Source organism: Vibrio sp. 1641 (assembly GCF_033339995.1).
In the GTDB taxonomy this organism is placed as follows: Bacteria; Pseudomonadota; Gammaproteobacteria; order Enterobacterales; family Vibrionaceae; genus Vibrio; species Vibrio alginolyticus.
The window spans coordinates 815,433-842,098 of record NZ_JAWOVP010000002.1 but is presented as its reverse complement, the minus strand read 5'-3'; the positions used below and the strand labels follow the sequence as shown (position 1 = coordinate 842,098).

At 45.3% G+C, this 26,666-nt stretch carries 22 protein-coding genes; 9 read left to right on the top strand and 13 right to left on the bottom strand.

Features of this window, described 5'->3' with window-relative positions:
- Nucleotides 1-8: 8 nt before the first annotated feature.
- The 9 genes from R7Z47_RS07715 to R7Z47_RS07675 form a co-directional block, all read right to left on the bottom strand.
- Nucleotides 9-1,577, bottom strand: a complete 1,569-nt coding sequence (locus R7Z47_RS07715; RefSeq protein WP_206949016.1) for a DUF1800 family protein — start codon at nucleotides 1,575-1,577, stop codon at nucleotides 9-11.
- Nucleotides 1,578-1,984: 407 nt separating this feature from the next.
- Nucleotides 1,985-3,247: a hydroxymethylglutaryl-CoA reductase gene (locus R7Z47_RS07710; RefSeq protein WP_149192249.1), complete on the bottom strand. Its 1,263-nt coding sequence runs from the start codon at nucleotides 3,245-3,247 to the stop codon at nucleotides 1,985-1,987.
- 352 nt (nucleotides 3,248-3,599) lie between these two features.
- Nucleotides 3,600-4,817 carry a mannose-6-phosphate isomerase, class I gene (gene manA, locus R7Z47_RS07705; RefSeq protein ID WP_176311570.1) on the bottom strand — a complete coding sequence of 406 codons (1,218 nt, stop codon included), beginning with the start codon at nucleotides 4,815-4,817 and terminating at the stop codon, nucleotides 3,600-3,602.
- Between the two features lie 124 nt (nucleotides 4,818-4,941).
- Nucleotides 4,942-6,282 carry an MFS transporter gene (locus R7Z47_RS07700; RefSeq protein WP_206949015.1) on the bottom strand — a complete coding sequence of 447 codons (1,341 nt, stop codon included), beginning with the start codon at nucleotides 6,280-6,282 and terminating at the stop codon, nucleotides 4,942-4,944.
- A gap of 6 nt (nucleotides 6,283-6,288) precedes the next feature.
- Complete coding sequence (gene uhpB / locus R7Z47_RS07695) at nucleotides 6,289-7,791, bottom strand: signal transduction histidine-protein kinase/phosphatase UhpB (RefSeq protein WP_206949014.1); 1,503 nt, start codon at nucleotides 7,789-7,791, stop codon at nucleotides 6,289-6,291.
- Nucleotides 7,791-8,399, bottom strand: a complete 609-nt coding sequence (gene uhpA, locus R7Z47_RS07690; RefSeq protein WP_065275325.1) for a transcriptional regulator UhpA — start codon at nucleotides 8,397-8,399, stop codon at nucleotides 7,791-7,793. The genes uhpB and uhpA overlap by 1 nt, the downstream gene beginning before the upstream one ends.
- A 138-nt stretch (nucleotides 8,400-8,537) precedes the next feature.
- The gene (gene uhpT / locus R7Z47_RS07685; RefSeq protein WP_021707729.1) at nucleotides 8,538-9,932 is read right to left on the bottom strand and encodes a hexose-6-phosphate:phosphate antiporter; all 1,395 of its coding nucleotides are present in this window, start codon (nucleotides 9,930-9,932) and stop codon (nucleotides 8,538-8,540) included.
- A 405-nt stretch (nucleotides 9,933-10,337) separates the two neighbouring features.
- Nucleotides 10,338-11,168, bottom strand: coding sequence for a formate dehydrogenase accessory sulfurtransferase FdhD (gene fdhD / locus R7Z47_RS07680; RefSeq protein ID WP_017447522.1), 831 nt, complete (start codon nucleotides 11,166-11,168; stop codon nucleotides 10,338-10,340).
- A gap of 53 nt (nucleotides 11,169-11,221) precedes the next feature.
- Nucleotides 11,222-12,106 (bottom strand): LysR family transcriptional regulator, encoded by an 885-nt coding sequence (locus R7Z47_RS07675; protein ID WP_005460961.1) that lies wholly within the window; start codon nucleotides 12,104-12,106, stop codon nucleotides 11,222-11,224.
- Between the two features lie 666 nt (nucleotides 12,107-12,772).
- Between R7Z47_RS07675 and R7Z47_RS07670 the strand changes: the two genes are divergently transcribed.
- Entirely contained in the window at nucleotides 12,773-15,097 is a 2,325-nt protein-coding gene (locus R7Z47_RS07670; protein ID WP_225478081.1) for an FdhF/YdeP family oxidoreductase, read from the top strand.
- A gap of 195 nt (nucleotides 15,098-15,292) precedes the next feature.
- The gene (locus tag R7Z47_RS07665; protein ID WP_005376099.1) at nucleotides 15,293-15,769 is read left to right on the top strand and encodes a DM13 domain-containing protein; all 477 of its coding nucleotides are present in this window, start codon (nucleotides 15,293-15,295) and stop codon (nucleotides 15,767-15,769) included.
- Between the two features lie 198 nt (nucleotides 15,770-15,967).
- Here the strand turns inward: R7Z47_RS07665 and R7Z47_RS07660 are convergent, their stop codons facing one another.
- Complete coding sequence (locus R7Z47_RS07660; RefSeq protein ID WP_005376100.1) at nucleotides 15,968-16,417, bottom strand: YkgB family protein; 450 nt, start codon at nucleotides 16,415-16,417, stop codon at nucleotides 15,968-15,970.
- Between the two features lie 147 nt (nucleotides 16,418-16,564).
- On the opposite strand from R7Z47_RS07660, the gene R7Z47_RS07655 reads away from it, so the two are divergent.
- Both R7Z47_RS07655 and R7Z47_RS07650 read left to right on the top strand, forming a co-directional pair.
- Nucleotides 16,565-17,365: a PhzF family phenazine biosynthesis protein gene (locus tag R7Z47_RS07655; protein WP_172563819.1), complete on the top strand. Its 801-nt coding sequence runs from the start codon at nucleotides 16,565-16,567 to the stop codon at nucleotides 17,363-17,365.
- A 136-nt stretch (nucleotides 17,366-17,501) separates the two neighbouring features.
- Nucleotides 17,502-18,200, top strand: coding sequence for an aspartate/glutamate racemase family protein (locus R7Z47_RS07650; RefSeq protein ID WP_176311566.1), 699 nt, complete (start codon nucleotides 17,502-17,504; stop codon nucleotides 18,198-18,200).
- A 67-nt stretch (nucleotides 18,201-18,267) separates the two neighbouring features.
- On the opposite strand, the gene R7Z47_RS07645 is transcribed toward R7Z47_RS07650, so the two are convergent.
- Nucleotides 18,268-19,971 (bottom strand): FAD-dependent oxidoreductase, encoded by a 1,704-nt coding sequence (locus R7Z47_RS07645; RefSeq protein WP_154204409.1) that lies wholly within the window; start codon nucleotides 19,969-19,971, stop codon nucleotides 18,268-18,270.
- 151 nt (nucleotides 19,972-20,122) lie between these two features.
- On the opposite strand from R7Z47_RS07645, the gene R7Z47_RS07640 reads away from it, so the two are divergent.
- Genes R7Z47_RS07640 through R7Z47_RS07630 form a run of 3 tightly spaced genes read left to right on the top strand, consistent with a single transcriptional unit; the run spans nucleotide 20,123 to nucleotide 21,287 of the window.
- Nucleotides 20,123-20,413 carry an ArsR/SmtB family transcription factor gene (locus R7Z47_RS07640; RefSeq protein ID WP_005376206.1) on the top strand — a complete coding sequence of 97 codons (291 nt, stop codon included), beginning with the start codon at nucleotides 20,123-20,125 and terminating at the stop codon, nucleotides 20,411-20,413.
- Nucleotides 20,414-20,418: 5 nt separating this feature from the next.
- Entirely contained in the window at nucleotides 20,419-20,832 is a 414-nt protein-coding gene (locus tag R7Z47_RS07635) for a YeeE/YedE family protein (RefSeq protein ID WP_254901900.1), read from the top strand.
- Between the two features lie 14 nt (nucleotides 20,833-20,846).
- Nucleotides 20,847-21,287, top strand: a complete 441-nt coding sequence (locus tag R7Z47_RS07630) for a YeeE/YedE family protein (protein ID WP_154204408.1) — start codon at nucleotides 20,847-20,849, stop codon at nucleotides 21,285-21,287.
- A 36-nt stretch (nucleotides 21,288-21,323) separates the two neighbouring features.
- Here the strand turns inward: R7Z47_RS07630 and R7Z47_RS07625 are convergent, their stop codons facing one another.
- A complete protein-coding gene (locus tag R7Z47_RS07625; protein WP_025767757.1) occupies nucleotides 21,324-22,187 on the bottom strand; it encodes an endonuclease/exonuclease/phosphatase family protein in 864 nt (287 codons plus the stop codon).
- 309 nt (nucleotides 22,188-22,496) lie between these two features.
- Between R7Z47_RS07625 and nrdD the strand changes: the two genes are divergently transcribed.
- Both nrdD and nrdG read left to right on the top strand, forming a co-directional pair.
- Nucleotides 22,497-24,617, top strand: coding sequence for an anaerobic ribonucleoside-triphosphate reductase (gene nrdD / locus R7Z47_RS07620; protein WP_005388026.1), 2,121 nt, complete (start codon nucleotides 22,497-22,499; stop codon nucleotides 24,615-24,617).
- 83 nt (nucleotides 24,618-24,700) lie between these two features.
- Nucleotides 24,701-25,171: an anaerobic ribonucleoside-triphosphate reductase-activating protein gene (gene nrdG / locus R7Z47_RS07615; protein ID WP_005376213.1), complete on the top strand. Its 471-nt coding sequence runs from the start codon at nucleotides 24,701-24,703 to the stop codon at nucleotides 25,169-25,171.
- A gap of 84 nt (nucleotides 25,172-25,255) precedes the next feature.
- Here the strand turns inward: nrdG and R7Z47_RS07610 are convergent, their stop codons facing one another.
- Entirely contained in the window at nucleotides 25,256-26,641 is a 1,386-nt protein-coding gene (locus R7Z47_RS07610) for an MATE family efflux transporter (protein ID WP_213877351.1), read from the bottom strand.
- Between the last annotated feature and the right edge of the window lie 25 nt (nucleotides 26,642-26,666).

The window sequence follows — 26,666 nt, the reverse complement described above, 5'->3', positions numbered from 1 at the left end:
ATTCACTCCTAATCCTGAATATAGAATTCGTCGCCAGAAATGGCGGTAAATATCACTAGAGCGAGTTTTGTTGTTGGCACATAGTCCCCACGATAATCATTCAGGGCGGTGAGCATGAGCTCTTTCAATTCAGCAGAAGCCGTTCCAGCAAAGAAACGCTCGTTAACCAATTCGACTAAGGCACGGTGATCGTCCAGAAGAAGATAAAACTCGTTAAGATCGAAGTGGTAGGAATCACCACCTCCTCTACGAGTGCTGGTTAACATATAGTTGACCAAATCGGTATAAACAGACCAATTGAGAAGTTCATACTCTGGAGAGTTAATACCAGACTCCGTAAACTCGTTAGACGGCTGATAGTCTGGAGAGTAAAAATTAAACACGGAAGGAGAACGAAGCGGCCCTTGATTAGCGATGTTCATCATCGTTGTTGCGTCTTCGTAACGTGATCCTTTAACCGTAAAACCTGATGCTCGATGAAAATTAGTCAGGACCAGTATCGGTTCTTTCACTTTTATAGGCGGTGTATCCGTCATCCCTAATGCTTCAGGATCGAGCAATATGGCTCGAACAACGGCGGTTAGATCGCCTTTTTCTCCTTCCCCATTGTTGTTAAATATCGTAGCAACACGCGCGACGTACTCTGGGCTTGGATTTGAACTGACCAAACGTTGGATAAGTAATTTTGAAACAAATGGAGCAACATTTGGGTGAGACATCAACATATCAATCACTTTTGAAAGCTCTTCTTGTGCGGTTAGACCCGATGGGATCACGTTCCCTAGAAATCGCTTCTCGCCGGTGTCGTGTCGCTGACTGATAACTCGCATCGGTTTCACGAATGCGATGTCGGAATTTTTCCATCCAGTTAATGCTCGCGCGAGCTCTTGAATATCAGTTTGATTGTACGTGGGGATAGGTTTGCCTGTTGCGTGGTTTAGTTTTTTACTGCCATCTAAATTGAGTTCATACAAACCGATAGTGAATAGCTGCATTAACTCTCGAGCAAAGTTCTCATCGGGAAGCGTTCCTGTCGCACTATTTTCTTTTGCACTACCGAGCATAGATAAATAGCTCCCCATGACTGGATGGATGGAAACGTCATACAACAGGTCTCGGTAGTTGCCAAACGCATGTTCAACCAACAGATCGTAGTAATTCACTAACCCTGTAGGTTTGCTGGAAAGAACGCCGCCATAACGAGAAACGACTACGATCTGACTCAATGCATAAGCCATTCGCTGTCTGAGCTGATCTTCAGCAGTAACAACAATTTGATACCAAGCATTTTCGCGGTTTGACTGTAGGCCTTTAGAAAAAGGCGTTTGATAAAGTGGTTGATGGTAGGTTGCTGGCAGGTTGATTTGTTCCTGTATCCAGTCCTCTAACCCGTTTTCCCTAACCTCATTAATTAACGCAGGAGTTGGTCCAAAAGAGGTTTGATAGAGAAAACGCGCAACGGTTTGATCGGATGGGGATTGCTGTATTTGTGCTGATACATTAGGCACATGGCTCAGCAATAAGATAGCCAATCCTAGTACCCAAGCAGAGATTTTATTTAGCTTCTGACGTCTCATAGTTAACTCGCTTACCCGAAGTAACGATTTAAGTCCATTTAACGGGAGTTATTAAGCTCTTTTGAGCTGTTTAGTAAATTTATGAAAATCAAGCAGCTGCATAGGCGAGTATAGTAGCTATAAGTGGTGAACAAAAAACTCAAACGGTGAATTTGGTACTATAGTGCTAGAAGTTTTTGATGCTATTTTTTCTAAGATACTGATATTAAATATGGCCAGTGAAGAGTAATAAGAAGAGATATCGCAATGGATATAGAAGGGGGACAGCTAAAGTACTGTTAACAAGAGATTGGTATGTTTGTTAAGGCTTAAGTTAGTTTCAAGAAATTATTGAGCCAATAAATAAAGTCCATTGGTTTGCACAAGAGAAAACCACACGGATGTTCTCTTGTACAAAGCAACAAAGGTTATTTTCGGGCAAGCTTATGGTGAGCACGAGAAAAGTGATCGGCACAAAATGCGCCAACAATCGAGAGTTCGCCAGCCAGACAAAGCGCAGCTGCGACTTCGGCTAACGCTTTCGCTTTGCCGTTGCCGTGCAAACCCAAAATATCCAAACATGCTTTTTGTGTTGGAAGGCCAGTACCACCACCAACCGTCCCCACCATGATGTTTGGCAAGGTCACGCACGCGTACAAGTTGCCTTGAGCGTCCACATCCATACGAGTGATTCCAATGGCAGACTCTGCAACGCAAGCGGCATCTTGACCACAAGCAATGTACAGCGCGGCAAGCGCGTTTGCGTAATGCGCGTTGACGCCAATTGTCCCGCTGAGTAAACCGCCCACTGTGGTCATTTTGCCAAATTGAACCATAGACTCCGGCGTCGTATGCAGATATTTTTCCACCAACTCAGCAGGAATGGTCACTTCGGCGGATACTTTCTTACCGCGTACCGAGCGCAGTGTGTGTGCGTTTGGTTTTTTGTCGCCTGATAAGTTGCCATCCAAGAATGCTTGAGTTGGTTTGATTGGGCTGGTCGCCAAAATATGATGGAACACTTCGTTTGTTGCGATGGTCACCATGTTTTGTCCGGAAGCGTCACCAGTCACGTATTCAAAGACCAAATAAACATGGTTTCCTTCGATATTTACATTGATGTCTTTGAGTTTGCCATGTGAGGTGGTGGATTCCGCTATTTGACGAAATGCGTCAAACTGGGTCACAACCCAACTGACGAACTGGCCAGCGTCGGCAAGGTTATTAAAGGCGAACACTGGCGTTCGGCTCACCCCTTCACTCAGCAACAATGCGCTCGCGCCACCAGCGGCGGTGATAAGATTTGCGCCACGGTTGTAGGAAGCGACTAACGCGGCTTCTGTCGTTGCGAGCGGAACCAAAAAGTCATCGTTCGCATACAAGCCGTTGACGCGCAAAGGGCCTGCAATGCCGACCGGCACATTAACAGTACCAATGAAGTGCTCGATGTTGTTGGAGTAAGCATCGCAATGTGACTGCGTGAAAGGATCAAGGAGATGATCTTTATTGGTCACGTGTTCCAATACTTGCCAACGGCGCGCCAAATGCTTATCCGATAGGCCAGGGCTTAAGCAGAGACGTTTCTCTGGCTTGTGAAACTTCGGTTCTAATGCCGATTGAATCTTACTGCTGGTTTCGATATCGGAAAGGGCGGAGCTTTGAACAGGGTTATCTTGGTTTAACTTCGGCATACAAACGTTAACTGAAAAATCGAACCAGAGATTGTAGTGATTGAGGCTTTGATTACAACGTTGATTATACGTTTTGCAACAAATACCACTATGCAAGCGCCTTTATTATCCAAGTGATTTGATATTGGAGCGACGAATTTACCGGACATAAATGGGTTTTGACAATGAATGTTGCAGTAAATGGCAGATCCGGGAGGTTATGGCTTTTAGAGAAACTGGCCTGTAGGTGTTTGGATTCGGCAAGGTGTAAGCATGAGCGCCTTAAAAGCGGAATGGTTCAATCTATGAAAGGAATAAATTGTCTAACCCAGTCCCTTGGGTCAGACGTTAGTTTGAATCGGTTGTTCAAAAACTAGTTGAAGGCGCGAGCCACACGTCCCGCACTTTGAATACGGTAATGGCCAACGTAAGCAGGAACAAATACAGATTGTCCCTTCGCGGCGGTTAACGTCTCACCGTTATCACTGATGAGTGTCAGGTCGGCATCAATCGCCATCAAAATCTCTGCGCTATTGGCATCAACCACTTCATTGTTCGGTTGGTTAAGAATGCTGAAACTAAAGTCTGCCACTGGGACCGGATAAAGGCTTTGGCAACCATTGGCATTGGGTTTAAGAACAAGGCTGTTAAACGGCTTAGGCACAAAATCTGTGCATTTAACCAGTTCTTCAACATCCATATGTTTCGGCGTGAGTCCTGCACGCAAAACGTTATCTGAGTTCGCCATGATCTCTAATCCCGTACCTTTAATGTAAGCGTGTGGCGTTCTTGCGCTCAGGAACATCGCTTCGCCAGGTTGCAGCGTGATGACATTCAACAGTAATGGCGAAAACAAGCCGACATCGCCAGGGTATTGAGTGGATAGATCCAAGATGAGCTGGTAAACGTCGCTGTCAGTGCCTTGTTCCGATTGACGTGAAGCGTGGGCAAGAAGCTGTTTCAGTGCTCGCTCTTTTGTTTCTCCTTCCATGGTAAGAATGTGCACAAAGAAATCGCGTAAACCTTGTGAGTTGATTTCGCGTTTGAATGTGTCAAGAGGCGCGCGTAGCTCATCGATATCGCAAAGGCTAAATGCCTCAATAATCTCGGCATACGAGCGAAAACCGTTCATGGCTTGGTAACTTGTCAGCGCGTACACCAACTCTGGTTTGTGGTTTGGATCCTTGTAGTTACGATGGCTTGCGTTTAGTGGGATCCCGGCACTTTGTTCTTTTTCGAAGCCTATTTCGGCATCTTGTTTGCTTGGGTGAACTTGAATCGACAGTGCATGTTCGGCCGCTAAGATCTTAAACAGAAAGGGCAGGTCGCCAAATTTCGCTGCGGTTTCTGCTGATAAGTAAGCGGGTTGGTTTTGTTTGATCAGTTCAGACAAAGGCAGCGTGTTCTGCTCAATCTGAACTTCAGAGCAGCCGTTTGGGTGAGTACCCATCCATACTTCTGCTTGAGGCTCATTCGTTTCGTTAGAAAAGCCAAACAAATCGTGAATAGAAGAGGTGCTTCCCCAAGCGTAGTTTTGGATTTTGTTGTTCATTTGAAAGAAGCTATGCGATGAAATAGTGTTCAAATTCATGAATTTTTCCCATAGTTAACCCTCCGAACTGAATCGGAAGAAAAATTGAGCAGAGATACGTTAAATAAGGTGGGCGAGCGCGGTTAGGTCACTCGCCAATTTGCCCGAAGGGCGATAAGTCGATTTACAACCGAGGTTTTGGTTCGAGTGGTTTTCGTGATGGTTGCGCTTGCAAAAATGGCAGCAACAAAAGGCCAATGACGGCTGCACAAACTGAAATGGTGATGAAGAAACCCGTCCAATGATATTCTTCAAGAATTAACGCCAGTGGATAACCAGACAATGCTGCGCCCATGTAGGCGAACAAGCCCACGAATCCTGTTGCCGCGCCGGCAGAGTCTTTGTGAGAGCACTCCGCCGCCGCCATACCGATCAGCATTTGTGGTCCAAAGACAAAGAAGCCGATGGAGAACAATCCCGCTGCTTGGAATGCAAAGTTGGTCAGAGGCATTAGCCAAAGCGCAGAGACAGATAAGAAAATCCCAATCGCGAACAGCAAGTTCATTGGTCCACGGTTACCGTCAAAGAGTTTGTCTGAGCCCCAACCCGCAACCAATGAACCAACAAAACCGCCAATTTCAAACATCGACAGAGCAGCGTTGGCATTAATCAGGCTATAGTGATGCTGCTCGGTCAAGTACAGGTTTCCCCAGTCATTGATTGCGGTTCGGACGATGTAAACCAACACGTAACTGAACGCGAGTAGCCAGATGTATTTGTTGTTAAATACGTACGATTTCAGAATTTCTCGGTAGGTGAGGCCACGTCCGTAATTTTCTTGCGCAAGTTCTAGTGCGTCGTTGCGCCATTGTCCGACACTTGGTAAGCCCATTGTTGTGGGTTTGTCGCGCAATCGCCAACAAACGAATAGACCGAGTAATACCCCGATGATGCCGGGTAGAATAAAGCCTTCACGCCAGCTGTAGTGCAACGTTAAATAGCCCACCAAAATAGGGATCAGAGCGCCACCAACGTTGTGTGCGGTGTTCCAAATCGCCCATAAGAAGCCACGCTCGGAGCGTGAATACCAAGTGGTTAACAGCTTGGAGCATGAAGGCCAGCCCCAGCCTTGGAACCACGCGTTTAAGATCCACAGAGTAATGAAAGCCGCGAGTGAGCTAGAAAAACCGAACGCGATATTGACCAGACCTGTCGCAATCAATCCTAATCCCATGAAATAACGAGGGTTAGAGCGATCTGAAATCGTACCGGAAATAAACTTCGAGCAGCCGTAAGTAATGTAGAAAAGCGTACCGATAAGGCCCAAATCGCCCTTATCTAAGCCAAGATCGGTAATCATCGCTGGTGCGGCGTAGTTAAAGGTCTTACGAGTAAAGTAGAAACCTGCGTAGCCGATGTACATCCCCAACATAATGTGCAAACGCCAATGGCGGTAACGCTGGTCGATTTGCTCGTTGCTCAGACTCGGTTGAGTAAATTTAGGTGAACGTAAAAATCCAAACATCTTGAGTTACACCTTAGGTAAAGTAATGCTGATTTGTGTGCCGATCACTTGATCGCTGGTGGAGTAGATAACCATTTTTCCACCTAACGCGTGCACACGCTCTTGCATGCCGCGAACGCCCATGCCTTTCATGCTGTCCTGAACTTTGAAGCCGACACCATCATCGTGAATCATCAATGACACCGCCGCTTCTCCGATCGTCAGTTCAATAGTGATCAACTGCGCTTCTGCATATTTGGCGGCGTTATTCAATGACTCTTGGCATAAACGGAATAGGGTGACTTTGAGCGTGTCACTCAAGTTGGTGTAATCGCCTTGCCAGTTCAGTTGAACAGTCGTTCCGTGATTGGCAAATTCCATCTCTCGCGTCAGTTGCTCGACGGATTCTTTCAAGTCCAAATCATCCAGCATTTTTGGTCTTAGCTTGCTTAACAGTCGCTTAGTGGTGTCGTACACGTTGAGGGAAAGCCCTTCGATCATGTCGGCGCAACCCACGCTTGTTTCTGTGTTATTTACCCGCTTAATGATGTTGGCTTGTGTGCGGATCGCCGTGATGTTCTGTCCAATTTCGTCATGTAGCTCGCGCGCAATATCGCGTCTTACCGATTCTTCCGCTTTGATAAGCTGGCGAGACAAATTCTGATTGCGTGCAAGTTCGCCGCGCAGTTTGTGATTGAGGTCTTTTTGTTTCTGAACCCCTAAGCCGAGCATAATGCCGGTGATGGTTTGCGCCGAGAGAGATAATAACAAATCGGTGATTTCTAGATTTGATACGCCGCTGCGAGCCGCAATCAGCGCAATGCTGTTGAGCATGGTGGCGAGCAGGGCTCCTTGCCAGCCGTAACGAAGTGCCAACACGATAATTGGGATAGCCATACAAAATGGCGCAAATCGTTTTAGCTCTTCAGGTAAACTGGTTTGCACCAAAATACTGCCGATCAAAAGCAGCGCATAAAGCACGATATGACGCACCTGAAATACAACGGCATTACTAAGTAGGAGAGAGCTAAGCGGAGACCAACGACTTTGGAACAAATAGCTCCACAACAGGTAGCACATAGGAACCAGCATCAGCCCACCAGAAATACTGGCTAACCACACCATGTAAACAGAAGGCACGTGAAAGCCGACCGCCATTACGTTGATGAAGGCGGTAATGATGATCACAACGCCCATTACGGCTAAGTGGCGGTTTTGGTCACCGTAGTAGTATTTTTTCGCAATCAGTGTGACCGGGATACTGGCAATGCTCGCAATCAGCACGGTAAGCCACTGCGGTTGACCCAGTAACATCGCAAGTGCGATGGAAAGTCCCCACTCCGAAAGGTAAATCGTCGGCCAATAAGCGGTACGAGTGTGAAGGGCGACACCTAATCGTAAAGCGAAAGGAAACAATAAGATCGCCAACTCGGGATCATTGACAAAGTAATAGGCAATCACCCACAAGCAAAACCAGGCGCAAGCCATAACAAAAAGTCCGCAAATGGTGGTAACAGCATAAGCTCGCATTAAAAGGACTCTTGAGAAAATAGTTTGGCGAGCTCAACGTTGTTTTTCACGCCGAGTTTGTCGATGGCATTCGCACGATGAACATGCACAGTCTTGTGGCTCAAGCCAAGCTCTGCCGCGACAGACTTTACATCCAACCCAGTGGCAAGTAGCTGACATACCTCGTTTTCACGTTTTGTCAGTTGGCATAGAGAGGTGGTGTTGTCTCTAGGCGTTGCAAGTTTAAGTGCAATATCTGATGTGAGGTAACAGCCGCCAGAAGCACTGGTTCTCACGGCTTGAATAAGTTCGTCTGGGCTACAGCGTTTACTAAGATAGCCTTTTGCACCTAGCTTTAGTGATTTTTCCACCATCGCAGGGGAGTCATGCACGCTAAGCATCACGCAGGCAATGCCAGTTGGTATTTCGCTGAGAAAGTTTAAGCCGCTTTCATCTGGCATGGAGATATCTAGGATGACGACATGAGGGTGTACCGCAGGCAAGCCTTTTCGCGCTTCGGCGACAGAGCCGAATTCACCAACAACGGTAATATCACTTTCTAAATTTAATAATTGTGCGAAACCTGAACGCACGATGACGTGATCATCAACTAGAGCAACATGAATCATTATTACAACCAAATAGAGCAGACGACTAACAACAATAAGCTCCAACAGGAGCCAATAGAAAAATCTTTAATGATACTGAATTGAGCCATGCTTTTTAATGATCTTGCGCGCTTTACCGAAGTAAAGCGCGCAGAGAAGTTAGGCTTGGTTTTGTGCAAGTTGAAGCTTCTTCGCGTGTCGAATCTTCTTCTCTTCCGCGATAGCGACGAAAGCAAGCAAAACAATACAAATCATGGCGGAGGTATCTAGGGCTGCGAAGGTACCTTTCCAACCTGTTAAGCCGAAGATAGGTGTACCGTCTGCAATCATACCGAGACCAAGTTTCGCGAAGCTGTCACCGATTAGGTAAGCGAATGTACCTTTTACGCCGTCAGCCACACTGATTGCTTTTTTAGGGACAAAACCAACCGCGGCAACACCGATAAGAAGTTGCGGACCAAACACCAAGAAGCCCAATACAAATAGAGAGGCTAAGTACATGAACTCGCTAGTGGCGTGTTGGTAGAACTCAAGCGATACGATGATCAAGCCAAGAGACACACAAGCTACCAATGCGCGGCGACCGTTTGCTAGGTCAGATAAGTAACCCCACATCAAAGTACCCACAAGCGCACCGACTTCGAACAGAGTAAAGCCAGAGATTGCCGTTTCTTTTGAAAGACCAAGCTCTTGGTATGCGTATACCGTTGACCATTGGTCGATACCGATACGCACGATGTAAAGGAAGATGTTGGCAAAGCAAAGTAGCCAGATAACTTTGTTTTTAAGAACGTATTCAACAAAGATTTCTTTTTTGGTCATCTGGTTTTCTTCAGCGGCGGTGTCTTCTTCACTCACTGCTTCATCGAAAAGTTCTTCTACTTTACCTAGACCGTAAGCTTCTGGAGAGTCGCTACCAAAGCGCATACCGATAAAGCCGACGATGATCGCGATGATAGAAGGGAACACGAACATGCCGATTACGTGCCCGTCGAATAGGTAGTTGGCACCGAAAAGAGCAACACCCGCTGCGCCCGCACCACCAACGTTGTGTGACATGTTCCACAAGCCGAGGTAAGAGCCGCGTTTGTTACGAGGTGTCCATTTTGTAATGGTTGAGTAACTAGAAGGGCCACCAGTACTTTGGAAGAAACCACTTAGAGCGTAGAAAGCCACCATCAAGAACAGGCTTGCACTACCGCCGCCCATGCTGAAGCTGAAACCAAGCATTGCAAGACCAGAAAGGATCAGCATAAAAGGGAGGAATTGCTTGGTGTTCTTACCGTCAGCGTAGTAAGACACAACGGTTTTACCGATGCCGTATGTGATGGAGAAGCCAAGGCCAATAAGACCTAGGTCTGTCATGCTCAAACCGTAAGTTGAGATCATGTCGTTTTGCGCGACATTGAAGTTCTTACGAATCAAGTACATGGTTAGGTAGCCGATGAATACGACCAAGTAAGATTGGATGAACGGTTTAAACCACATCTTTCTTCTAACTTCGACGGGAAGATCGAGGGTCGGCTTCCGCACCTGTTCGAGGAATTTTAACATGATGAACTCTCTTGTAATTGTTTTAGAAACACAACGGAGACCGTTATGCGCTCTTGTTACCTTTGACTGAGCGGAATTCTAGAGAGTGGTTTTGTGAGGCACATGAGATGGTTGCCTAGATCGGCTAGGAAAAATTCCTAGAAATGCCTAGTAAGGCGGAAAAGCGTGAAAAGAGTCACACAAAATCCTTACTAATCTATGGGTCTTTGACAGGGTTCTATCGGATTGGAAAGCGTTCAAATGCAAGCAGGTTAATATACGCAAGCTTAGTGCTGACAAGGGGTGAGCACGTTTGGTTGGAGAGAATAGTGGCTTGTCGCTAAGTATCAATTGGGAACGAGAAGCAAACAACAGAAACCCGGAGGTCTCTGTTAGAAATATTAGGAATTTGGCTAGGTTGACGTGTTAAGGCGCAGGGCTGTATAGACGTGGCGAGCCGTGTTTTGGTAAGTGAATTAGGTTCAAATGGTTTCTTCTTGCCCATTCGACAGTTAACGCTGTAGGTGCAGATAAGCAAACCAGAGTGGGGATACGCGCGCGAACGGCTTTGTGGATCAACTCTAAGCTGCAACGGCTTGTCATGATAGCGAAGCCACTTTGAGGCTCGATGTGATTGTTGGCCAATGCGCCAATCAACTTATCTAGCGCGTTGTGACGGCCGATGTCCTCTCGGCACAACTTGATGTTGCCTTGTAAATCTGCAAATAAAGCGGCGTGTAACGCGCCAGATTCACGTGCGGCTTCTTGATGCAGTGCGACTTTGTCTCGCAGCCCTTCAAATACATCGGAGCGCGGAGGAAGAGACGGTGTTAGCGGTGCCAAATCAGGCAAAGCTTGTTCCAGAGCCTCTACACCACAAATGCCGCATCCGGTTGTGCCGGCAAGATTTCGGCGCTGTGTTTTTAACGCCCAGAAAGCGCGGTTGCTGATTTCCACTTCCGCATAGTGAGATTCGTGATCGCCACCAATTTCAATGTCTTTAATCTCTTTGAAATCGTGGACGATGCCTGTGCTTAGGCTAAATCCTTTCACGAAGTCTTCCAGATGGCCTGGCGTCACCATCATGACCGCTTGGCTAATGCCGTTATAGCTGATAGCTAAGGCGGATTCACTCGCCAGCGACATTTGTTGCACTGGGCGGCCATCAATCAATTCTCGGTAATTGAACGCACTTGGTTGAGGTGGTGCTTGATTGAAATCGGACAGTTCAAAATAAGATTGAGTAGTACATCTCATGAAATCACCTCATAAGCCGTTATGTATGCCAAAAATTGACGTGTGGATTCTTGTTATCGATTGAATATGTTTTTTGCTTCTGCGAAGCACTGATCGGTTAGCGCGGAGAACGGTTCTTGTTTTCGCTTTAACAAACCTAGCGGGGCGTGAACGGCGGCTTCTTCGATAGGGATAATGCGAAGCGTATCGTTCAACTCTTCCAATCCACAATTCAGCGGCATAATGGCGCAACAAAGGCCACTGGTTACTGCTTGGATCAAGTGAAAGGTGGAGTTACTTTCAATGACGGTTTGCGGAACCAGCCCTTTACTCACAAAGCTAAGATCAATGGAGTGGCGATAGTGCATGCCCTTCGAAAGCAGCCCTAGCGGAATGTTATTGAGTGACTCCCATAACACTTCAGATTCGGCAAAATCAAAATGACGCTCATCGAATAAAACGCCAAGTTTGGTCGAGTCGAGCTCGATAACATCGAAGTAAGCGGTGTTAACTTGATCGACATAACACATCCCCAAATCAAGTTGATTTCGATTGAGTTGGTCTATGATCTGTTCGGTCGTCATGGAGAGTATTTGAAAGCGTAACTCAGGGAACTGTTGAGCTAATGGTTTGAGCAATTGCATAGGGTTTTGGCTGGCGAGTGGCACCATTCCAAGCCGAAGAGAGCCGACCAATTGACCACGGCAGTTGGCGGCTTCGGCTTGCAATCCATCATGAGCTGCTAAGACGGTTTTTGCCCAAGCCAAAATGCGTTCTCCGGCTTCTGTAAATCCTTCAAATCGTTGACTTCTTTGGATTAATTCGAGATCGAGTTCTTCCTCTAAGCTTCGGATCCTCATGGACAAGGTAGGCTGCGTAATGTGGCACAATGCGGCGGCTTGACCAAAGTGTTTGGTCTGTTCAAGTGCGATGAGATATTTAAGTTGTTTGATATCCATAATGGCTTGTTAACCTTGCGTTGTGAGTCACATGTACGGGGGAACTCCCTAAAAAGGGCACAGCACTACCGTACTTTTTAAGCGCTGGAGCGTTTTAACTAGGGAATGGAAAACCAAAACCAAGTCAAGAATAAAACCACACTCAAAATTGATCTGAATCAAGGCTATTCCTGATATTAATTAGGGTCAAATTTAAAGTATCTATAGTGTGATAGATATTATCTATTATCAAGAGTGCCGATTTTATTGAGTTCGTTAATCGAACTAGGTGGAATCGAATGGGAAAACGATTAACCTCATAAATTGTATTGATTAAAAATGTGATAACCGTCAGTGGAAAAATTCGTCATAGATTTTGTTTATCACTCGGTCAGGATTATCAATTGGACGCATATTGAATATCGACTTAATCTTTGATTTAGATCAAGACGCAACAATGCGAATTGAATCTACCAGTCATAGAAACAGTAGGCGGGTATCCGATATCAAGAATCTAGATAAGTAAACGCTCGGACAAGCGAGAGCATGTTGAGTGGTTACTTATTTGGATTAAAAAATACATGGATTAGAAACTAAGCCCTTCAATACTTCCGCATTATCTCAATAAATAACGCGCTTGTTTTCACGGGCACCCTGCTTGCTGGTATATCTGCGAGGAGTAAAGTCGTGAGCCAAAAAGAACAAATAAAAGCATACAAAGGTCCAGCTGGTGGTTGGGGTGCACTGAAAGCCGTAACCAGAAGTTGGTGGGGCAGTGAAAATGCAGTTAAAAACATTCGCACTATGCTCAAAACCAACCAAAATGGCGGTTTCGACTGCCCGGGATGTGCATGGGGTGAGTCGCCAGATAGTGGTAAAGTCAATTTCTGTGAGAATGGCGCGAAAGCGGTAAACTGGGAGGCGACCAATCGTCTGGTTGATCCTGAGTTTTTTGCCAATCACAGCGCTTCTTCTCTCTCAACTCAAACCGATTACTGGTTGGAATACCAAGGCCGTATCACGCACCCAATGCGATACGATGCTGAATCCGATCACTACGTGCCAGTCTCTTGGGATGAGGCTTTTGCACTTGTCGCGAAACATCTCAATCAATTGGATTCGCCACACCAAGCTGAGTTTTATACCTCTGGTCGTGCAAGCAACGAAGCGGCGTTTTTGTATCAGCTATTTGTGCGCGCATTCGGTACCAACAACTTCCCAGATTGTTCCAACATGTGTCACGAAGCCAGTGCAATAGGGATGAAAGACACCATTGGCGTTGGTAAAGGCACAGTGATCTTTGATGATTTTGAAGAAGCCGACGCGATTTTTGTGATTGGTCAAAACCCGGGCACGAATCACCCACGAATGCTTGAACCTCTGCGCGAAGCGGTAAAACGTGGTGCACAGGTTATCTGTCTAAACCCGCTGAAAGAGCGCGGATTAGAGCGTTTCCAAAACCCACAAATGCCGATTGAGATGTTGAGTAACGGCTCAGAGCCTACCAACACGGCGTACCTGCGTCCTGCTTTAGGTGGAGACATGGCAGTGTTTCGTGGCATCGCGAAATTCTTGTTGCAATGGGAACGCGAGGCATTGCAAAACGGTGGCAAAGCGGTATTTGACCGTGAGTTCATCAAGCAACACACGATAGGTATTGATGAGTATTTGGCTGAAGTGGACGCAACCTCTTGGGAACACATCGCGGAACAATCGGGTCTTGATTTAAGTGAAATCGAGATGGTAGCGAGCATGTATCGACGTGCAGAACGTGTGATCATGTGTTGGGCGATGGGGTTGACTCAGCATCGTCACTCTGTACCAACCATTAAAGAAGTCGCAAACGTGCAATTGTTACGAGGTAACGTTGGTAAGCCGGGCGCGGGTCTTTCACCAGTGCGTGGTCATAGTAACGTTCAGGGCGACCGTACGATGGGCATTGATGAAAAACCTTCAGGTCTGTTGTTGGATCGCATTGAAAGTCGATTTAACTTTGACGTCCCGCGTGGTGAAGGCCACAACACTGTGCAAGCCATTAAAGCGATGGAAGAAGGGCAAGCGAAAGTATTTATCGGTTTGGGCGGTAACTTTGCACAAGCAACGCCAGACACAGAACGTACGCACAACGCGATGCGAAACTGTAATTTAACCGTACACATTTCGACGAAGTTAAATCGTTCTCACCTTGTCACAGGTAAAGATGCGCTTATTCTTCCATGCTTAGGCCGTACTGAGATTGATCAGCAAGCGACTGGCCCACAAGGCGTGACGGTTGAAGATACCTTCAGCATGGTACATATCTCATTTGGTCAGCTAAAACCGCGTTCGGAGCATTTGCGTTCAGAACCAGCGATTATTGCCGGTATTGCCAATGCGACACTCGGGGCAAAACCAATTGATTGGTTGTGGGCGATTGAAGATTACGACCGTATTCGCGATTTGATTGCCGACACGATTCCGGGCTTTACCGACTTTAACCATAAGCTTAAACACCCGGGTGGATTCCACTTGGTAAACCCAGCTGCCGAGCGTCGATGGAATACACCAAGCGGCAAAGCACAGTTCAGCTCTAGCGAGTTGCCGAAACAGTTGATCAGCGAAGCGATACTCGAAAAAGGCCAAAAGCCAGATTTGATCTTGCAAACCATGCGCTCACACGACCAATACAATACGACACTTTACGGCTTGAATGACCGTTATCGTGGAGTATTTGGTATGCGCGAAGTGCTGTTTATCAATGAAGCGGATATTCGTAAACTCGGTTTTGAACCGGGCGACAAAGTGGACATGGTGTCACTGTGGGAAGATGGCGTTGAGCGCCGTGTGAGCGGATTTACGCTTGTTGCCTATGATGTACCAGCAGGTCAGGCGGCGGCTTACTATCCAGAAACAAACCCATTAGTTCCTTTGGAAAGTTATGGGGATAGAACGTTTACGCCAACCTCTAAGTTTATTGCGATAAAATTGGAAAAATCGACATCCGATAAGATCGCTTTGGTGGAAGCGGAATAGTGAGCAAACCGGCACAACGACATTTCCGATAAGCAAACGGCTGATATTAATTATCAGCCGTTTTTAATTGTGCTCAGTCTGCATTTAGTGCGCATAGCTTGTGTATAATGTTAATGACATTATGCTGCTCGATAATAGACAGATAAGGCCGATTTGAATCTAATTTCAAGTAGTAAAACTAATAAGAAGATGCTTATGACCTTGAAAAATATAATTAAATTAACAATCAGTCACTTAGTGGCAGTTTCTATTGGCATTGCGATAGGTATCTATACTTTACCGATCCTTATTGCACCACCTGCGCCGACCGATGAACAAGTTGCTAAGAGCAAGCAAGGTGCAGAATACAGCGCAGTGTTTAAGAGGGAACTCAAAGGTAGCGATGCTTTTCATTGGGGAGAGGGAGAAATTCATTTGAGTTCTGAAGTCATTACGTTGGTAGGAAAACTCGCTCCCGGACCAGACTATAAACTCTATCTATCTCCTAAGTTTGTCGAAACGGAACAAGAGTTTAATGACCTTAAATCTGAGATGAGCTTAATTGGTGATGTCAAAACGTTCGATAACTTCGTTGTTGAGGTTCCTCAAAGCACTTCAATTTCTGAATACAATACGGTTGTTGTATGGTGCGAGACATTCGGTGAGTTCATTACTTCGGCAAAGTATCAATAAACCTTAGCAGTAGAGTGAAAGGCTTTTCTTTTCACTTTACGCTAGGATGTTGTTTCGCATAATTAAGAGGCAAAGACTCTTAAACACTCTAAATTTAAGAGCCTTTGTTTAGAGTTATTGACAGAACCATTCGACTTGTAAGTCGTTTGCACCTTTCAGGCTACGTTCTGGAAAAACAAGATTTCGAACTATTTAGAGTTATTCTCTGTTTGGCTTGTTTCGTTCGATGACGCTAATCGCAATAGCTAAAAATAGAATATCTTTTACTAAAAAGAAGTTTGTCACCAAAACCCCATCAGACACTTTCCATGTATTCGGTGTCGTAATTAGAAAGCTGAGTGTCGCAAGAAAAATAATTGCGGCGGCTATGCCAGAAAAATAAGCGACTCGTGTGTTTTTAAGGCCAACGATTAATCCAATAGCGACAATGATTTCTGTTGCGCCAATGATGTTTGATACGGCTTGAACTGACATCACATCATACAACCAACTCATCAGAAAATGATTTTCAACGAGCGGTTGTATAAGCTTGGCCTCTGTAGGTGTGAATTTATAAATACCAATCCATATTAGAACTAAAGAAACGCCGAAAACTCCGATAAGATATCCAATTGAGTCACATTGATGATGGCTTTTTACGTTTTGCATAATTAACTACATTCTCCTGTTTGTTAGCGCTTCCAACAAGACCTATAAGGTTGGTAGAAAATTTCATAGGTTTTTTTCGCTCAAACAACAGATATTAAAAATCACGTGATACAGAATTACGTGTTTGATAGAACTTAAGGATATTTCGTGGAAGTTAAAATTTTTCAGGTTGACTCGTTTACATCAGAGGTTTTCAAAGGTAATCCCGCGGGTGTTTGTATCACAGAGTCAAGCCTTGATGAGGAAACGATGTTGGCCATCGCGGCCGAGATGTCGTTATCTGAAACGGCATTTCTGTCACTCAGTACAATGCAACTTCGTTGGTTTACACCGAGGACGGAAGTTGCTTTGTGTGGACACGGCACACTTGCAACGGCGCACGTTCTGAAAGAGCAGGGGTTATATAATACTGGAGATACGATTGAGTTCGTTACGCTATCTGGGGTTTTAACTGCACAACTCGATCATGAAGAAATTCATTTGGTGTTTCCTGCTCCAACTTTAGATATGCGAGCTAGTATTAACAAAGACTTACTTCATGGTTTGGGGCTAGATGCCGCCAATGTAGTCGCCTACGGTCAGTTTGATAATAAGCAGTTGGTCGTCATTAATGATGAATTTGTGCTTGAACAACTCGACCCTGATTTTGGTGCGCTGCTTAAACAAAAAGGCCGTGGCGTCGTCATCACTGCTCAATCAAGCACTGACGCCGATTTTGTCTCTCGATACTTCGCGCCTTGGGTGGGTGTTAACGAGGACCCAGTTACAGGCTCTGCACATTGTGCTTTATGTGTTTACTGGGCTAAAAAGCTCAACAAAAAGCAACTGAAAGGCTTCCAAGCCTCTAAGAGAAGTGGGGTCGTTCATACAGAGTTGTTAAGCACTGAGCACGTTAAACTTTCTGGAAGTGCGGTAACGATATTGCGAGGATATATGAGAATCGCGTAGCGGTCCCTGTGGGAATGATTTTATTTTCGTGTTACCCAATGCTCAATAGTGAATACGCTTGAATGCTTCTTATTTAAGTGGTTAATTTTGTTTGTAACCCCCCTGACACGGTGGTGTATAACGATTGGAGAGTTATATGAAAACTATCGGCCTTCTAGGTGGTATGAGCTGGGAGTCGACGCTTAGCTATTACAAATTGATCAACGAAGGAGTAAAAGAGGCGTTAGGCGGCCTAAATTCTGCAAAAATTTGTATGTATAGCGTGAATTTTTCAGAGATAGAGAAGCTTCAACATCAAGGTAAATGGGAAGAAACGGCAAGCATTCTATCTGATGCTGCATCTTCAATAGAAAAAGGGGGCGCTGACTTCATTCTTATTTGTACTAACACAATGCACAAAGTTGCGCCTCAAATTGAAGCCAGTATTAATATCCCCATACTACATATCGCAGACGCGACTGCTGAGTTACTTCGTGAGAAAGGGGTTCAAAAGGTCGGACTCCTTGGTACTCAATTCACAATGGAGCAAGACTTTTATAAAGGAAGGCTTTCAGACCTCTATGGGCTTGATGTCATCATTCCCGATCAAGACGACCGCTCTAAAGTACATAACATTATTTATAAAGAGTTATGCCAAGGTGAAATCAAAGAGGAGTCAAGGACGATATACTTGCAAATTATTGAAAAACTAAAAGAGCAGGGAGCTGAAGCTGTGATTCTCGGGTGTACTGAAATTGCCTTACTTGTAAACCAAAGTCACACCGATGTTACACTACTCGATACCACTTCTATCCATGCTCAAGCAGCAGTCCGTTTGGCAATTGAAGGTGAATGATCTACGCTTTCTTTCCTGCAAAAAAAGAGAAAACCAAGCACGTGGTTTTCTCTTTTTTATTATCAAGTTATAAGCGAGCAAATTTGAGAGTTCTGTATCCACCAATCAAGTTGCGGGCTTTGTAACCATTGTTGACCAGCTGACGGTATGCTACGTTACCGCGTAACCCAACTTGACAGTAAATCACGATCTCTTTGTCTTTAGGAAGTTCGTGCATGCGACGACGTAGTTGATCGACAGGAATATTAATTGCACCTTCAAGATAACCAACGGACTCCAATTCACCAGGATTACGAACATCAAGTAACAGTTGGTCTTCTGTCAGTGAATCCATTTCATCATAATGAATCGCGGTCGCATCGCCTTTGATGATGTTATTTGCCACAAACGCCGCTTGGTTAATTACATCTTTAGCAGAGCCATAAGGTGGCGCGTAAGTTAGCTCGAGGTGTTGCAGTTGCTCTACCGTCATACCAGCACGCTGAGCAACTGCCATTACGTCGATACGTTTATCAACACCGTCTTTACCTACTGCTTGCGCACCTAATATTTTACCTGTTACTGGATCAAACAGCATTTTGAATGACACGGTTTCTGCACCTGGGTAGTAACTCGCGTGACTTGCTGTATGCACATACACTTTTTCATAAGCGATGTTTTCACGTTTCAGCTGTTTCTCGTTTTTACCAGTAGAAGCGACGGCTAAATCAAAAATCTTACAGATCGCCGTGCCTTGCGTACCTTGGTAAGTTTCTTGGCGGCCAAGCATGTTGTCTGCTGCAATTCGGCCTTGACGGTTTGCCGGGCCCGCAAGTGGCACTAGAGTTTGCTCGCCAGTCACAAAGTCTTTCTCTTCTACCGCGTCGCCGACAGCGTAGATCGAAGGATCGCTGGTTTGCATGTATTCATTGGTATAAATACCACCAAGAGCGCCGATTTCTAAGCCAGCTTCTTTCGCTAATTTGGTCTCGGGGCGAACACCAATTGCCATAATCAAAATATCGGTGGTGAGTCTTTCACCGTTGTTTAGTGTTAATTCCAATTCACCTTCTAGATGTTGGTGTTTTTCGCTCTCACCAGAGTCGAAACTTGCCACGTGCTCGTTAGGTACGAATTTCACCGACTCAAGTGCGACGCCAAGTTTAAGGTCGATGCCTTTCTCACGAATTTCAGCATGTGCGAAGCCAGCCATTTCACGGTCAACGGGCGTCATCACTTGATCCGCCATTTCAACTAATGTGGTTTTTATGCCTAGCTGGTGGAAGGCTTCCATCATTTCCAAACCGATAAAACCACCACCAACGACCGTAGCGTGTTCAACTTTGTTGGTTTCGATCGTTTTAATGATGCGATCCATATCTGGAATATTGCGCAGCGAGTGCGTTAACGGGTTATCAATACCCGGAATAGGCGGCACAACTGGACCTGCGCCAGGGCTGAGTAGAAGAAAGTCGTAGCTCTCTTGGTATTCCGAGCCATCAAGCAAATTCTTAACCGTAACCGTTTTGTCTTGACGGTTAATAGAAACCACTTCGTTCATCACACGGACATCAACATTGAAACGCGCTAAAAAGCTCTCAGGCGTTTGAAGAAGCAGTTTGCTGCGCTCTTGGATATCACCACCAATGTGATAGGGTAAGCCACAGTTTGCAAATGACACAAATGGACCGCGTTCAAACATAATGATTTCTGCATCTTCACTTAAACGACGAGCGCGAGCTGCTGCAGATGCACCTCCAGCAACCCCACCAATAATCACGATTTTGCTCATGGATTTCTCCTGCTGAATGATCGAAAACGCCTACACCTTACTTAAATAAATTAGCTGAGTCTAATGTTATTTAATCTACATTAGCATTGACTTAATAATATTAATTAGTAATATCTAATGAAATGTAATGTAGTAATGAAGAGGCATAAGAATGGGCGACAGTATGCTACAAAGTGCGACCGAAGCGAGTGAGCTGCTTAAAATTATGGCTCATCCAGAGCGCCTAATCGTGATGTGTAAGCTGATTGAAGGCGAGAAAGGGGTCGGTGAACTGTTTGAAGGTTCATCATTAAGCCAATCTGCTTTTTCACAACATCTCACCGTATTGAGAAAGCACGACATCATTAAAGCTAGGAAGGTTTCTCAGCAGGTATTTTATTCAATTTCTGATGAAAGAGTTGGTCCGCTGGTTGAAGCGTTTAAGCAAGTTTTCTGTAAGTAATTAGTTTGGCGGATGCTATGTTTGAAGTTCCTTGGATGTCGCTTTTGGGCGGCATAATAGTTGGCGTATCAGCGATAACACTGATGCTATTTACTGGCAAGACTGCTGGGATCAGTGGGATCTTAAACGGTGCCGTTGAGAGCGCAGACCGCGTTTGGCGAATTGTTTTTTTAATTGCGATGGTATTAGGTGGCTTGTTTGCTGTTTATGTTCTTGGCGGGCATGTACCAGATCAGTACAGCGGTTCTCTTATTTTAGTTATCGTTGCTGGCTTGTTAGTCGGTGTTGGTACGCGTATCGGCAATGGTTGTACTAGTGGCCATGGTATTTGTGGGATAGGGCGTTTCTCAATCCGTTCTGTGGTCGCGACGTGTACTTTTATGGCCACAGCCATGTTAACCGTCTTGCTAGTATCGTGAGGAATAGTGCCGTTATGAAAACTCATGTAATGAAAAGTATTAAGCAAATGTCCGTTGTTGCATTTTCTGGTGTGCTCTTTGGTATTGGTATGGTGGTCTCTGGTATGGCTGAACCGGCAAAAGTGATTGGCTTTCTCGATATTACTGGAGCATGGGATCCAAGCTTAGCCTTTGTAATGGGCGGAGCACTTGTTGTGTTCGTTCCTGCTTATCTTTTATTAATAAAGCCAAGAAGCGAATCTGTGTTTGGTGATGAGGTTGTCTGTCCGACTTCTAAAACGATAGACAAAAAGTTAGTCGGTGGTGCAGCACTGTTTGGTATTGGTTGGGGCTTACTGGGTGTGTGTCCTGGTCCTGCGGTTGCCAGCCTTTTTACTGGCAACACACAAGTTCTGCTCTTTATAGCGGCAATGTTGGTTGGGTCATTCACCGCTAAAAGAGTGGTTCGTCAATAAAGAAAGTACTTCAACGTTAAAAAGAGTACTTAAACGCTAAAAAGTGAGTGTCGTAGAAACCGGGCAATGGTCACTCAGTTTATAGTCGAGTACATCTTGTGTTTTGAAAACGGTTTGAACACCAGACGACGCCTTTAAATCACCACTCGCAATGATGTGGTCTATCACCGAGCGGAATTGGTGGGTTTTATTCGGATTACGATTAGAGCGCACTTTACATTCCGCTTTAGTGTCTTTAGTCACTAGCTTTGCACTAGTATTGTCCGATATCACGTCCCACAACCAATCTCCTTGATAACCCAAGTTGTGGTTAAAGTCGCCAAGCACGACATAATGTTGTTTGTTGTCCTCGCGCGCCTTTATCCACTTAGCTAGTGCCTGTCCTTGTTGTTTCACTATCTTACAATCGCGGTTATTACGATACGCGCCACTGCAACCCGCTTTCAGATGTACAGAGAGTAGGTGAGTCTCGTTTTCTTGGTTTGGATTTAAAACAAGGTAGCTCGCGAAGCGAAGCTTGCTGTTGCCTCGTGTGATAGAGAAGTCTGGCTTGTCTAATACGCTTACGCCATTGCGCACGGCAAAGCCTGTGTATTGGTTGGTGTCGTTAAACTGAAGGTGTCGGTTGGAGGCGTTTGAACGATCGGAAAGATAAATAGTGAAGTCATTGCCAACGGCTTTTTGGATGGCAGCAGCACTTTCGACTTCTTGAAAAGCAAAAATGTCGGCTTGTGTTTTATCCACATAGTGGGTCAGCTTTTCAAAATCTTGTGGTGTTCTCGACACTTTTCCACCATCTATAGATAACCATTCTATGTTCCAACTGGTTAGATTGATGGAGTTTTGAGCAAATGAAAGAGAACTAAAAAGTAATATTAACGTAACAAAAAGTGATCGCATTTTGGCCTGTTGCACTCCTATCTTTTAGCGTATTCCTTTCCATCCTTTATCCTACAAGACCTCCAAAAATAGCAAGTAGATTTAGTACCAATTTTGCAATTTTCATGGTTTTCTTCGCAACTGAGATCAACGCCAATAAGATCGATTTCTTCTTGTTCGCTAGCCAATCTTTATTGATCAAAATCAATGTTTTCGAGTGGTGCATCTCGTTAAATACGCCACAATATATTGTGTTGCCAGAATAAAAAACAACCCCATATAGTGTGTTTGTGGATAACTCTGTGAGTATGCTCGGGTAAGGAGAACAAAGTGAAACCAATCGTAATCAAACGCGACGGATCAAGAGCTCCGTTCAACAGGGATCGTATCCAAGCAGCAGTTGAAGCAGCAGCGGAAAACAAAGATAAGGATGTCGCTATTTATGCTCTTAATGTGGCTCTTGCTGTCGAGTTACAGTTAAGAGAACACGATGAAGTTCACATCCATGAGATTCAAGACTTAGTCGAAAATGAACTCATGCAAGGTCCTTACAAAGCCCTAGCGCGTTCTTACATTGAATATCGCCACGATCGCGACATCGCTCGTGAGAAGCAAAGTGCACTAACTCGCGAAATCGAAGGTTTGATTGAAGAAAGTAATCTGGATCTAATCAACGAGAACGCGAACAAAGACGGCAAAGTAATTCCGACTCAACGTGACTTGTTGGCTGGTATCGTAGCGAAACACTACGCGAAGACGCACATCCTTCCTCGCGATGTGGTTCAAGCGCACGAAGTGGGTGACATTCACTACCACGATTTAGACTACGCACCGTTCTTCCCAATGTTTAACTGTATGCTTATCGATCTTAAAGGCATGCTGACGCATGGTTTTAAAATGGGTAACGCTGAGATTGATACGCCAAAATCAATTTCGACTGCAACAGCGGTAACAGCACAAATCATTGCTCAAGTCGCGAGCCACATTTACGGCGGTACAACCATCAACCGTATTGATGAAGTTCTAGAGCCGTACGTAATCACAAGCTACGAGAAACACCTAGAGATCGCAAAAGAGTGGAACATTGCTGAGCCAGAAGAGTTCGCAAAAGCACGCACAGAGAAAGAGTGTTACGACGCGTTCCAATCTCTAGAATACGAAGTAAACACGCTACACACGGCGAACGGTCAAACACCATTCGTTACGTTTGGTTTTGGTCTTGGTACTAGCTGGGCATCACGCCTTATCCAGAAATCGATTCTGAAGAACCGAATTGCAGGTCTAGGTAAGAACCGTAAAACAGCGGTATTCCCTAAACTGGTATTCGGCATCAAAGATGGCTTGAACCACAAATCAGAAGATCCAAACTACGACATCAAGCAACTTGCGCTTGAGTGTGCGTCTAAGCGTATGTACCCAGACATTCTTAACTACGACAAAGTAGTGGAAGTAACGGGTTCATTCAAAACCCCAATGGGTTGCCGTAGCTTCCTTGGTACTTACGAAGAAAACGGTGAGCTGATTCACGAAGGTCGTAACAACCTTGGCGTCGTGAGCTTGAACCTTCCTCGTATCGCTATCCGTGCAAACGGAAGCGAAGAGAAATTCTACGAGCTTCTAAATGACCGCCTACGTCTTGCTCGTAAAGCACTAGAGACACGTATCTCTCGCCTTGAAAACGTGAAAGCACGTGTGGCCCCAATCCTATACATGGAAGGCGCATGTGGTGTTCGCTTGAAAGCAGACGACTCAATCGCAGATATCTTCAAGAACGGTCGTGCGTCTATTTCTCTTGGTTACATCGGTGTACACGAGACAATTAACGCGCTATTCGGTACAGAAGCGCACGTTTATGATGACGCTGTTTTGCGTGAAAAAGCGGTCGCGATCATCAAGCATCTAAAAGATGCTGTGAATCAATGGGCTGACGAAACAGGTTATGGTTTCAGCTTATATGCAACGCCAAGTGAAAACCTATGTAGCCGTTTCTGCCGCATCGATGCGAAAGAGTTCGGCGTAATTGAAGGCGTAACAGACAAAGGTTACTACACCAACAGCTTCCACCTAGATGTTGAGAAGAAGGTGAACCCATACGACAAGATCGACTTTGAGATGCCTTACCCAGAAATCTCAAGCGGCGGCTTTATCTGTTACGGCGAGTTCCCGAACATGCAACGTAACGTTGAAGCACTAGAAAACGTATGGGACTACAGTTACACCCGAGTGCCTTACTACGGAACTAACACGCCAATTGATGAGTGTTACGAGTGTGGTTACAACGGTGAGTTTGACTGTACAAGTAAAGGCTTCACTTGCCCAAGCTGTGGCAACCATGATTCAACCAAAGTGTCAGTGACACGTCGTGTTTGTGGCTACCTAGGCAGCCCAGATGCACGCCCGTTTAACTTCGGTAAGCAAGAAGAAGTGAAGCGCCGAGTTAAACACCTGTAAGGTTAACTACCACTCGTTTTACACTTTGAAAATCAACTTTAAACAGGTTGATTTTCTCTTTCGCGATAACACAGAGACGCATTATGAATTACCACCAATACTATCCAATTGACGTTGTTAACGGACCGGGTACGCGCTGTACGCTGTTTGTGTCGGGTTGTGTGCATCAGTGCCGTGGCTGTTATAACCAGTCGACGCAACGTTTGGATTCTGGTGTACTTTTCACGCAAGAAGCGGAAGACAAAATCATCGCTGACTTAAACGACACGCGTATCAAACGCCGTGGCTTGTCGTTGTCGGGTGGAGATCCGCTTCACCCTGCTAATGTGCCTCATATTTTGAAGATAGTGAAAAGGGTGAGAGAGGAGTGCCCAGGTAAAGACATTTGGGTTTGGACTGGCTACACGCTGACGGAACTGAATGACGCGCAAAGGGAAGTGGTGCAATACATCGATGTTTTGATTGATGGTAAGTTTGAACAAGACAAGAAAGACCTCAATCTCGAATGGCGTGGCAGTTCAAACCAAATCATTCATCGCTTTACGGACATCTAATCAAGCATTCTCCGCACATAAAAAGGGCTCACGCGTGCATAACGGGTGAGCCCTTTTGGTGTGAGTTCGTTAATGTCTTTTTGGTTACGCTGTCACCGATTGGTTATCTTCAACCATATTATTTATCCAACGTTTAGATTGAATACGGTAAGTCGTCAGTACGCCTTTCACTAACTCTTCCGCGAGCAGAGACATCAAGACAAAATGCAAAGGCAGCCCTAACACCATGCCTGTGTAATAAGTAAGGGGGATGCCAATAGCCCACTGACCGAACGTGTCGATGAAAATGCTATAGCGAATATCAGCGCCACTCTTTAGTACGCCGCCAATCCCAACCATGTTAAACACCCTCAAAATCATACCTAGCGCCATGACTAAACATACGTTAAGTGCCATGTCTGCATCGGTTAACGGGCTCAGTACCAATAGGTGATGAATCATGGGCGAGCTCAACCACACTAGGAAAAACAGTAAGGTGGCTAAGATTGCGCTGGTTAACACATACCACCACGCTGTTTTCTCGACTCGGTCATAATGTTTTGCACCAATATCATTCCCAAGAAGAACGGATGCAGCGACCGCAAATCCCATAAAGGTTGAAATCAGTACCCCTTCAATCGGTGATAAGAATGAGATGATCGCCAGTTCTGAAACGCCCAATTGACCATAGATGATGCTGTAAACGATCAATCCACCAGTCCAAAGCGCATCGTGGACCAACATGGGTAAAGAAACCTTAAAGTACTTTTTTCGATACTGTTTTAAGCGGCCTTGTACCCAATCGAACTTAGTCGGAATTAGGTAAGCATATCGTTTGTAGAAAAAATAAATCAAGACGGCGGTTTGGAAAAATCGAGAAACAAAACTACCTACGGCTGCACCAAATACGCCCCATTGAGGGAAACCAAATAAACCAAAAATCAAAACATAATTAAGCGCGACGTTAACGACAATGGCGGAGATACTAACGTTGGTTGCCAGTTTGGTTTGGCCCACGGAGCGCAATACCGCTTCAATCGGTACTACTATCGCCGTAGCAATGAGGCTAAAGCCCGTAACCACAAGATAATCACGTGCATAAGTGACGTATTCAGGATCGTCTGACATAAAAGAGACGATCTCTTCATCAAAAATCGCATAAAGAACGATAAACGGCAGCGTCACCAAAATGGAAATAAACCAAGATTGCGCCAACGTTCTGCGAATTCCGGCTAGGTTTCCTGAGCCGTAGTATTGAGAAGCAAGTACGGTAACTGCACCGCATAGGCCAAAGACAACCGCTAGGTTGAAGAAAAAGATACGATTTCCAACTCCAACTGCTGCCGTTGCAGATTCACCGAGTAGGCTTACCATGAAAATATCCACGACGCCGAGCAAAGCAAAAAGCATGGACTGAAGTGAAACAGGTAGGCCAATCGTAATCAGTTTTTGCCAAAATACTTTATCGATGTATTCGCGTGTTAAGAGCATCGCATTTCTCCTTAAAGATTAATGC

What these genes read in the sequence shown, in the direction of transcription:
- R7Z47_RS07715 (WP_206949016.1), bottom strand. Translation starts at nt 1,577, where the DNA reads ATGAGACGTCAGAAGCTAAATAAAATCTCTGCTTGGGTACTAGGATTG.
- R7Z47_RS07710 (WP_149192249.1), bottom strand. Translation starts at nt 3,247, where the DNA reads ATGCCGAAGTTAAACCAAGATAACCCTGTTCAAAGCTCCGCCCTTTCC.
- manA (WP_176311570.1), bottom strand. Translation starts at nt 4,817, where the DNA reads ATGAATTTGAACACTATTTCATCGCATAGCTTCTTTCAAATGAACAAC.
- R7Z47_RS07700 (WP_206949015.1), bottom strand. Translation starts at nt 6,282, where the DNA reads ATGTTTGGATTTTTACGTTCACCTAAATTTACTCAACCGAGTCTGAGC.
- uhpB (WP_206949014.1), bottom strand. Translation starts at nt 7,791, where the DNA reads ATGCGAGCTTATGCTGTTACCACCATTTGCGGACTTTTTGTTATGGCT.
- uhpA (WP_065275325.1), bottom strand. Translation starts at nt 8,399, where the DNA reads ATGATTCATGTTGCTCTAGTTGATGATCACGTCATCGTGCGTTCAGGT.
- uhpT (WP_021707729.1), bottom strand. Translation starts at nt 9,932, where the DNA reads ATGTTAAAATTCCTCGAACAGGTGCGGAAGCCGACCCTCGATCTTCCC.
- fdhD (WP_017447522.1), bottom strand. Translation starts at nt 11,168, where the DNA reads ATGAGATGTACTACTCAATCTTATTTTGAACTGTCCGATTTCAATCAA.
- R7Z47_RS07675 (WP_005460961.1), bottom strand. Translation starts at nt 12,106, where the DNA reads ATGGATATCAAACAACTTAAATATCTCATCGCACTTGAACAGACCAAA.
- R7Z47_RS07665 (WP_005376099.1), top strand. Translation starts at nt 15,293, where the DNA reads ATGACCTTGAAAAATATAATTAAATTAACAATCAGTCACTTAGTGGCA.
- R7Z47_RS07660 (WP_005376100.1), bottom strand. Translation starts at nt 16,417, where the DNA reads ATGCAAAACGTAAAAAGCCATCATCAATGTGACTCAATTGGATATCTT.
- R7Z47_RS07650 (WP_176311566.1), top strand. Translation starts at nt 17,502, where the DNA reads ATGAAAACTATCGGCCTTCTAGGTGGTATGAGCTGGGAGTCGACGCTT.
- R7Z47_RS07645 (WP_154204409.1), bottom strand. Translation starts at nt 19,971, where the DNA reads ATGAGCAAAATCGTGATTATTGGTGGGGTTGCTGGAGGTGCATCTGCA.
- R7Z47_RS07640 (WP_005376206.1), top strand. Translation starts at nt 20,123, where the DNA reads ATGGGCGACAGTATGCTACAAAGTGCGACCGAAGCGAGTGAGCTGCTT.
- R7Z47_RS07630 (WP_154204408.1), top strand. Translation starts at nt 20,847, where the DNA reads ATGAAAACTCATGTAATGAAAAGTATTAAGCAAATGTCCGTTGTTGCA.
- R7Z47_RS07625 (WP_025767757.1), bottom strand. Translation starts at nt 22,187, where the DNA reads ATGCGATCACTTTTTGTTACGTTAATATTACTTTTTAGTTCTCTTTCA.
- nrdG (WP_005376213.1), top strand. Translation starts at nt 24,701, where the DNA reads ATGAATTACCACCAATACTATCCAATTGACGTTGTTAACGGACCGGGT.
- R7Z47_RS07610 (WP_213877351.1), bottom strand. Translation starts at nt 26,641, where the DNA reads ATGCTCTTAACACGCGAATACATCGATAAAGTATTTTGGCAAAAACTG.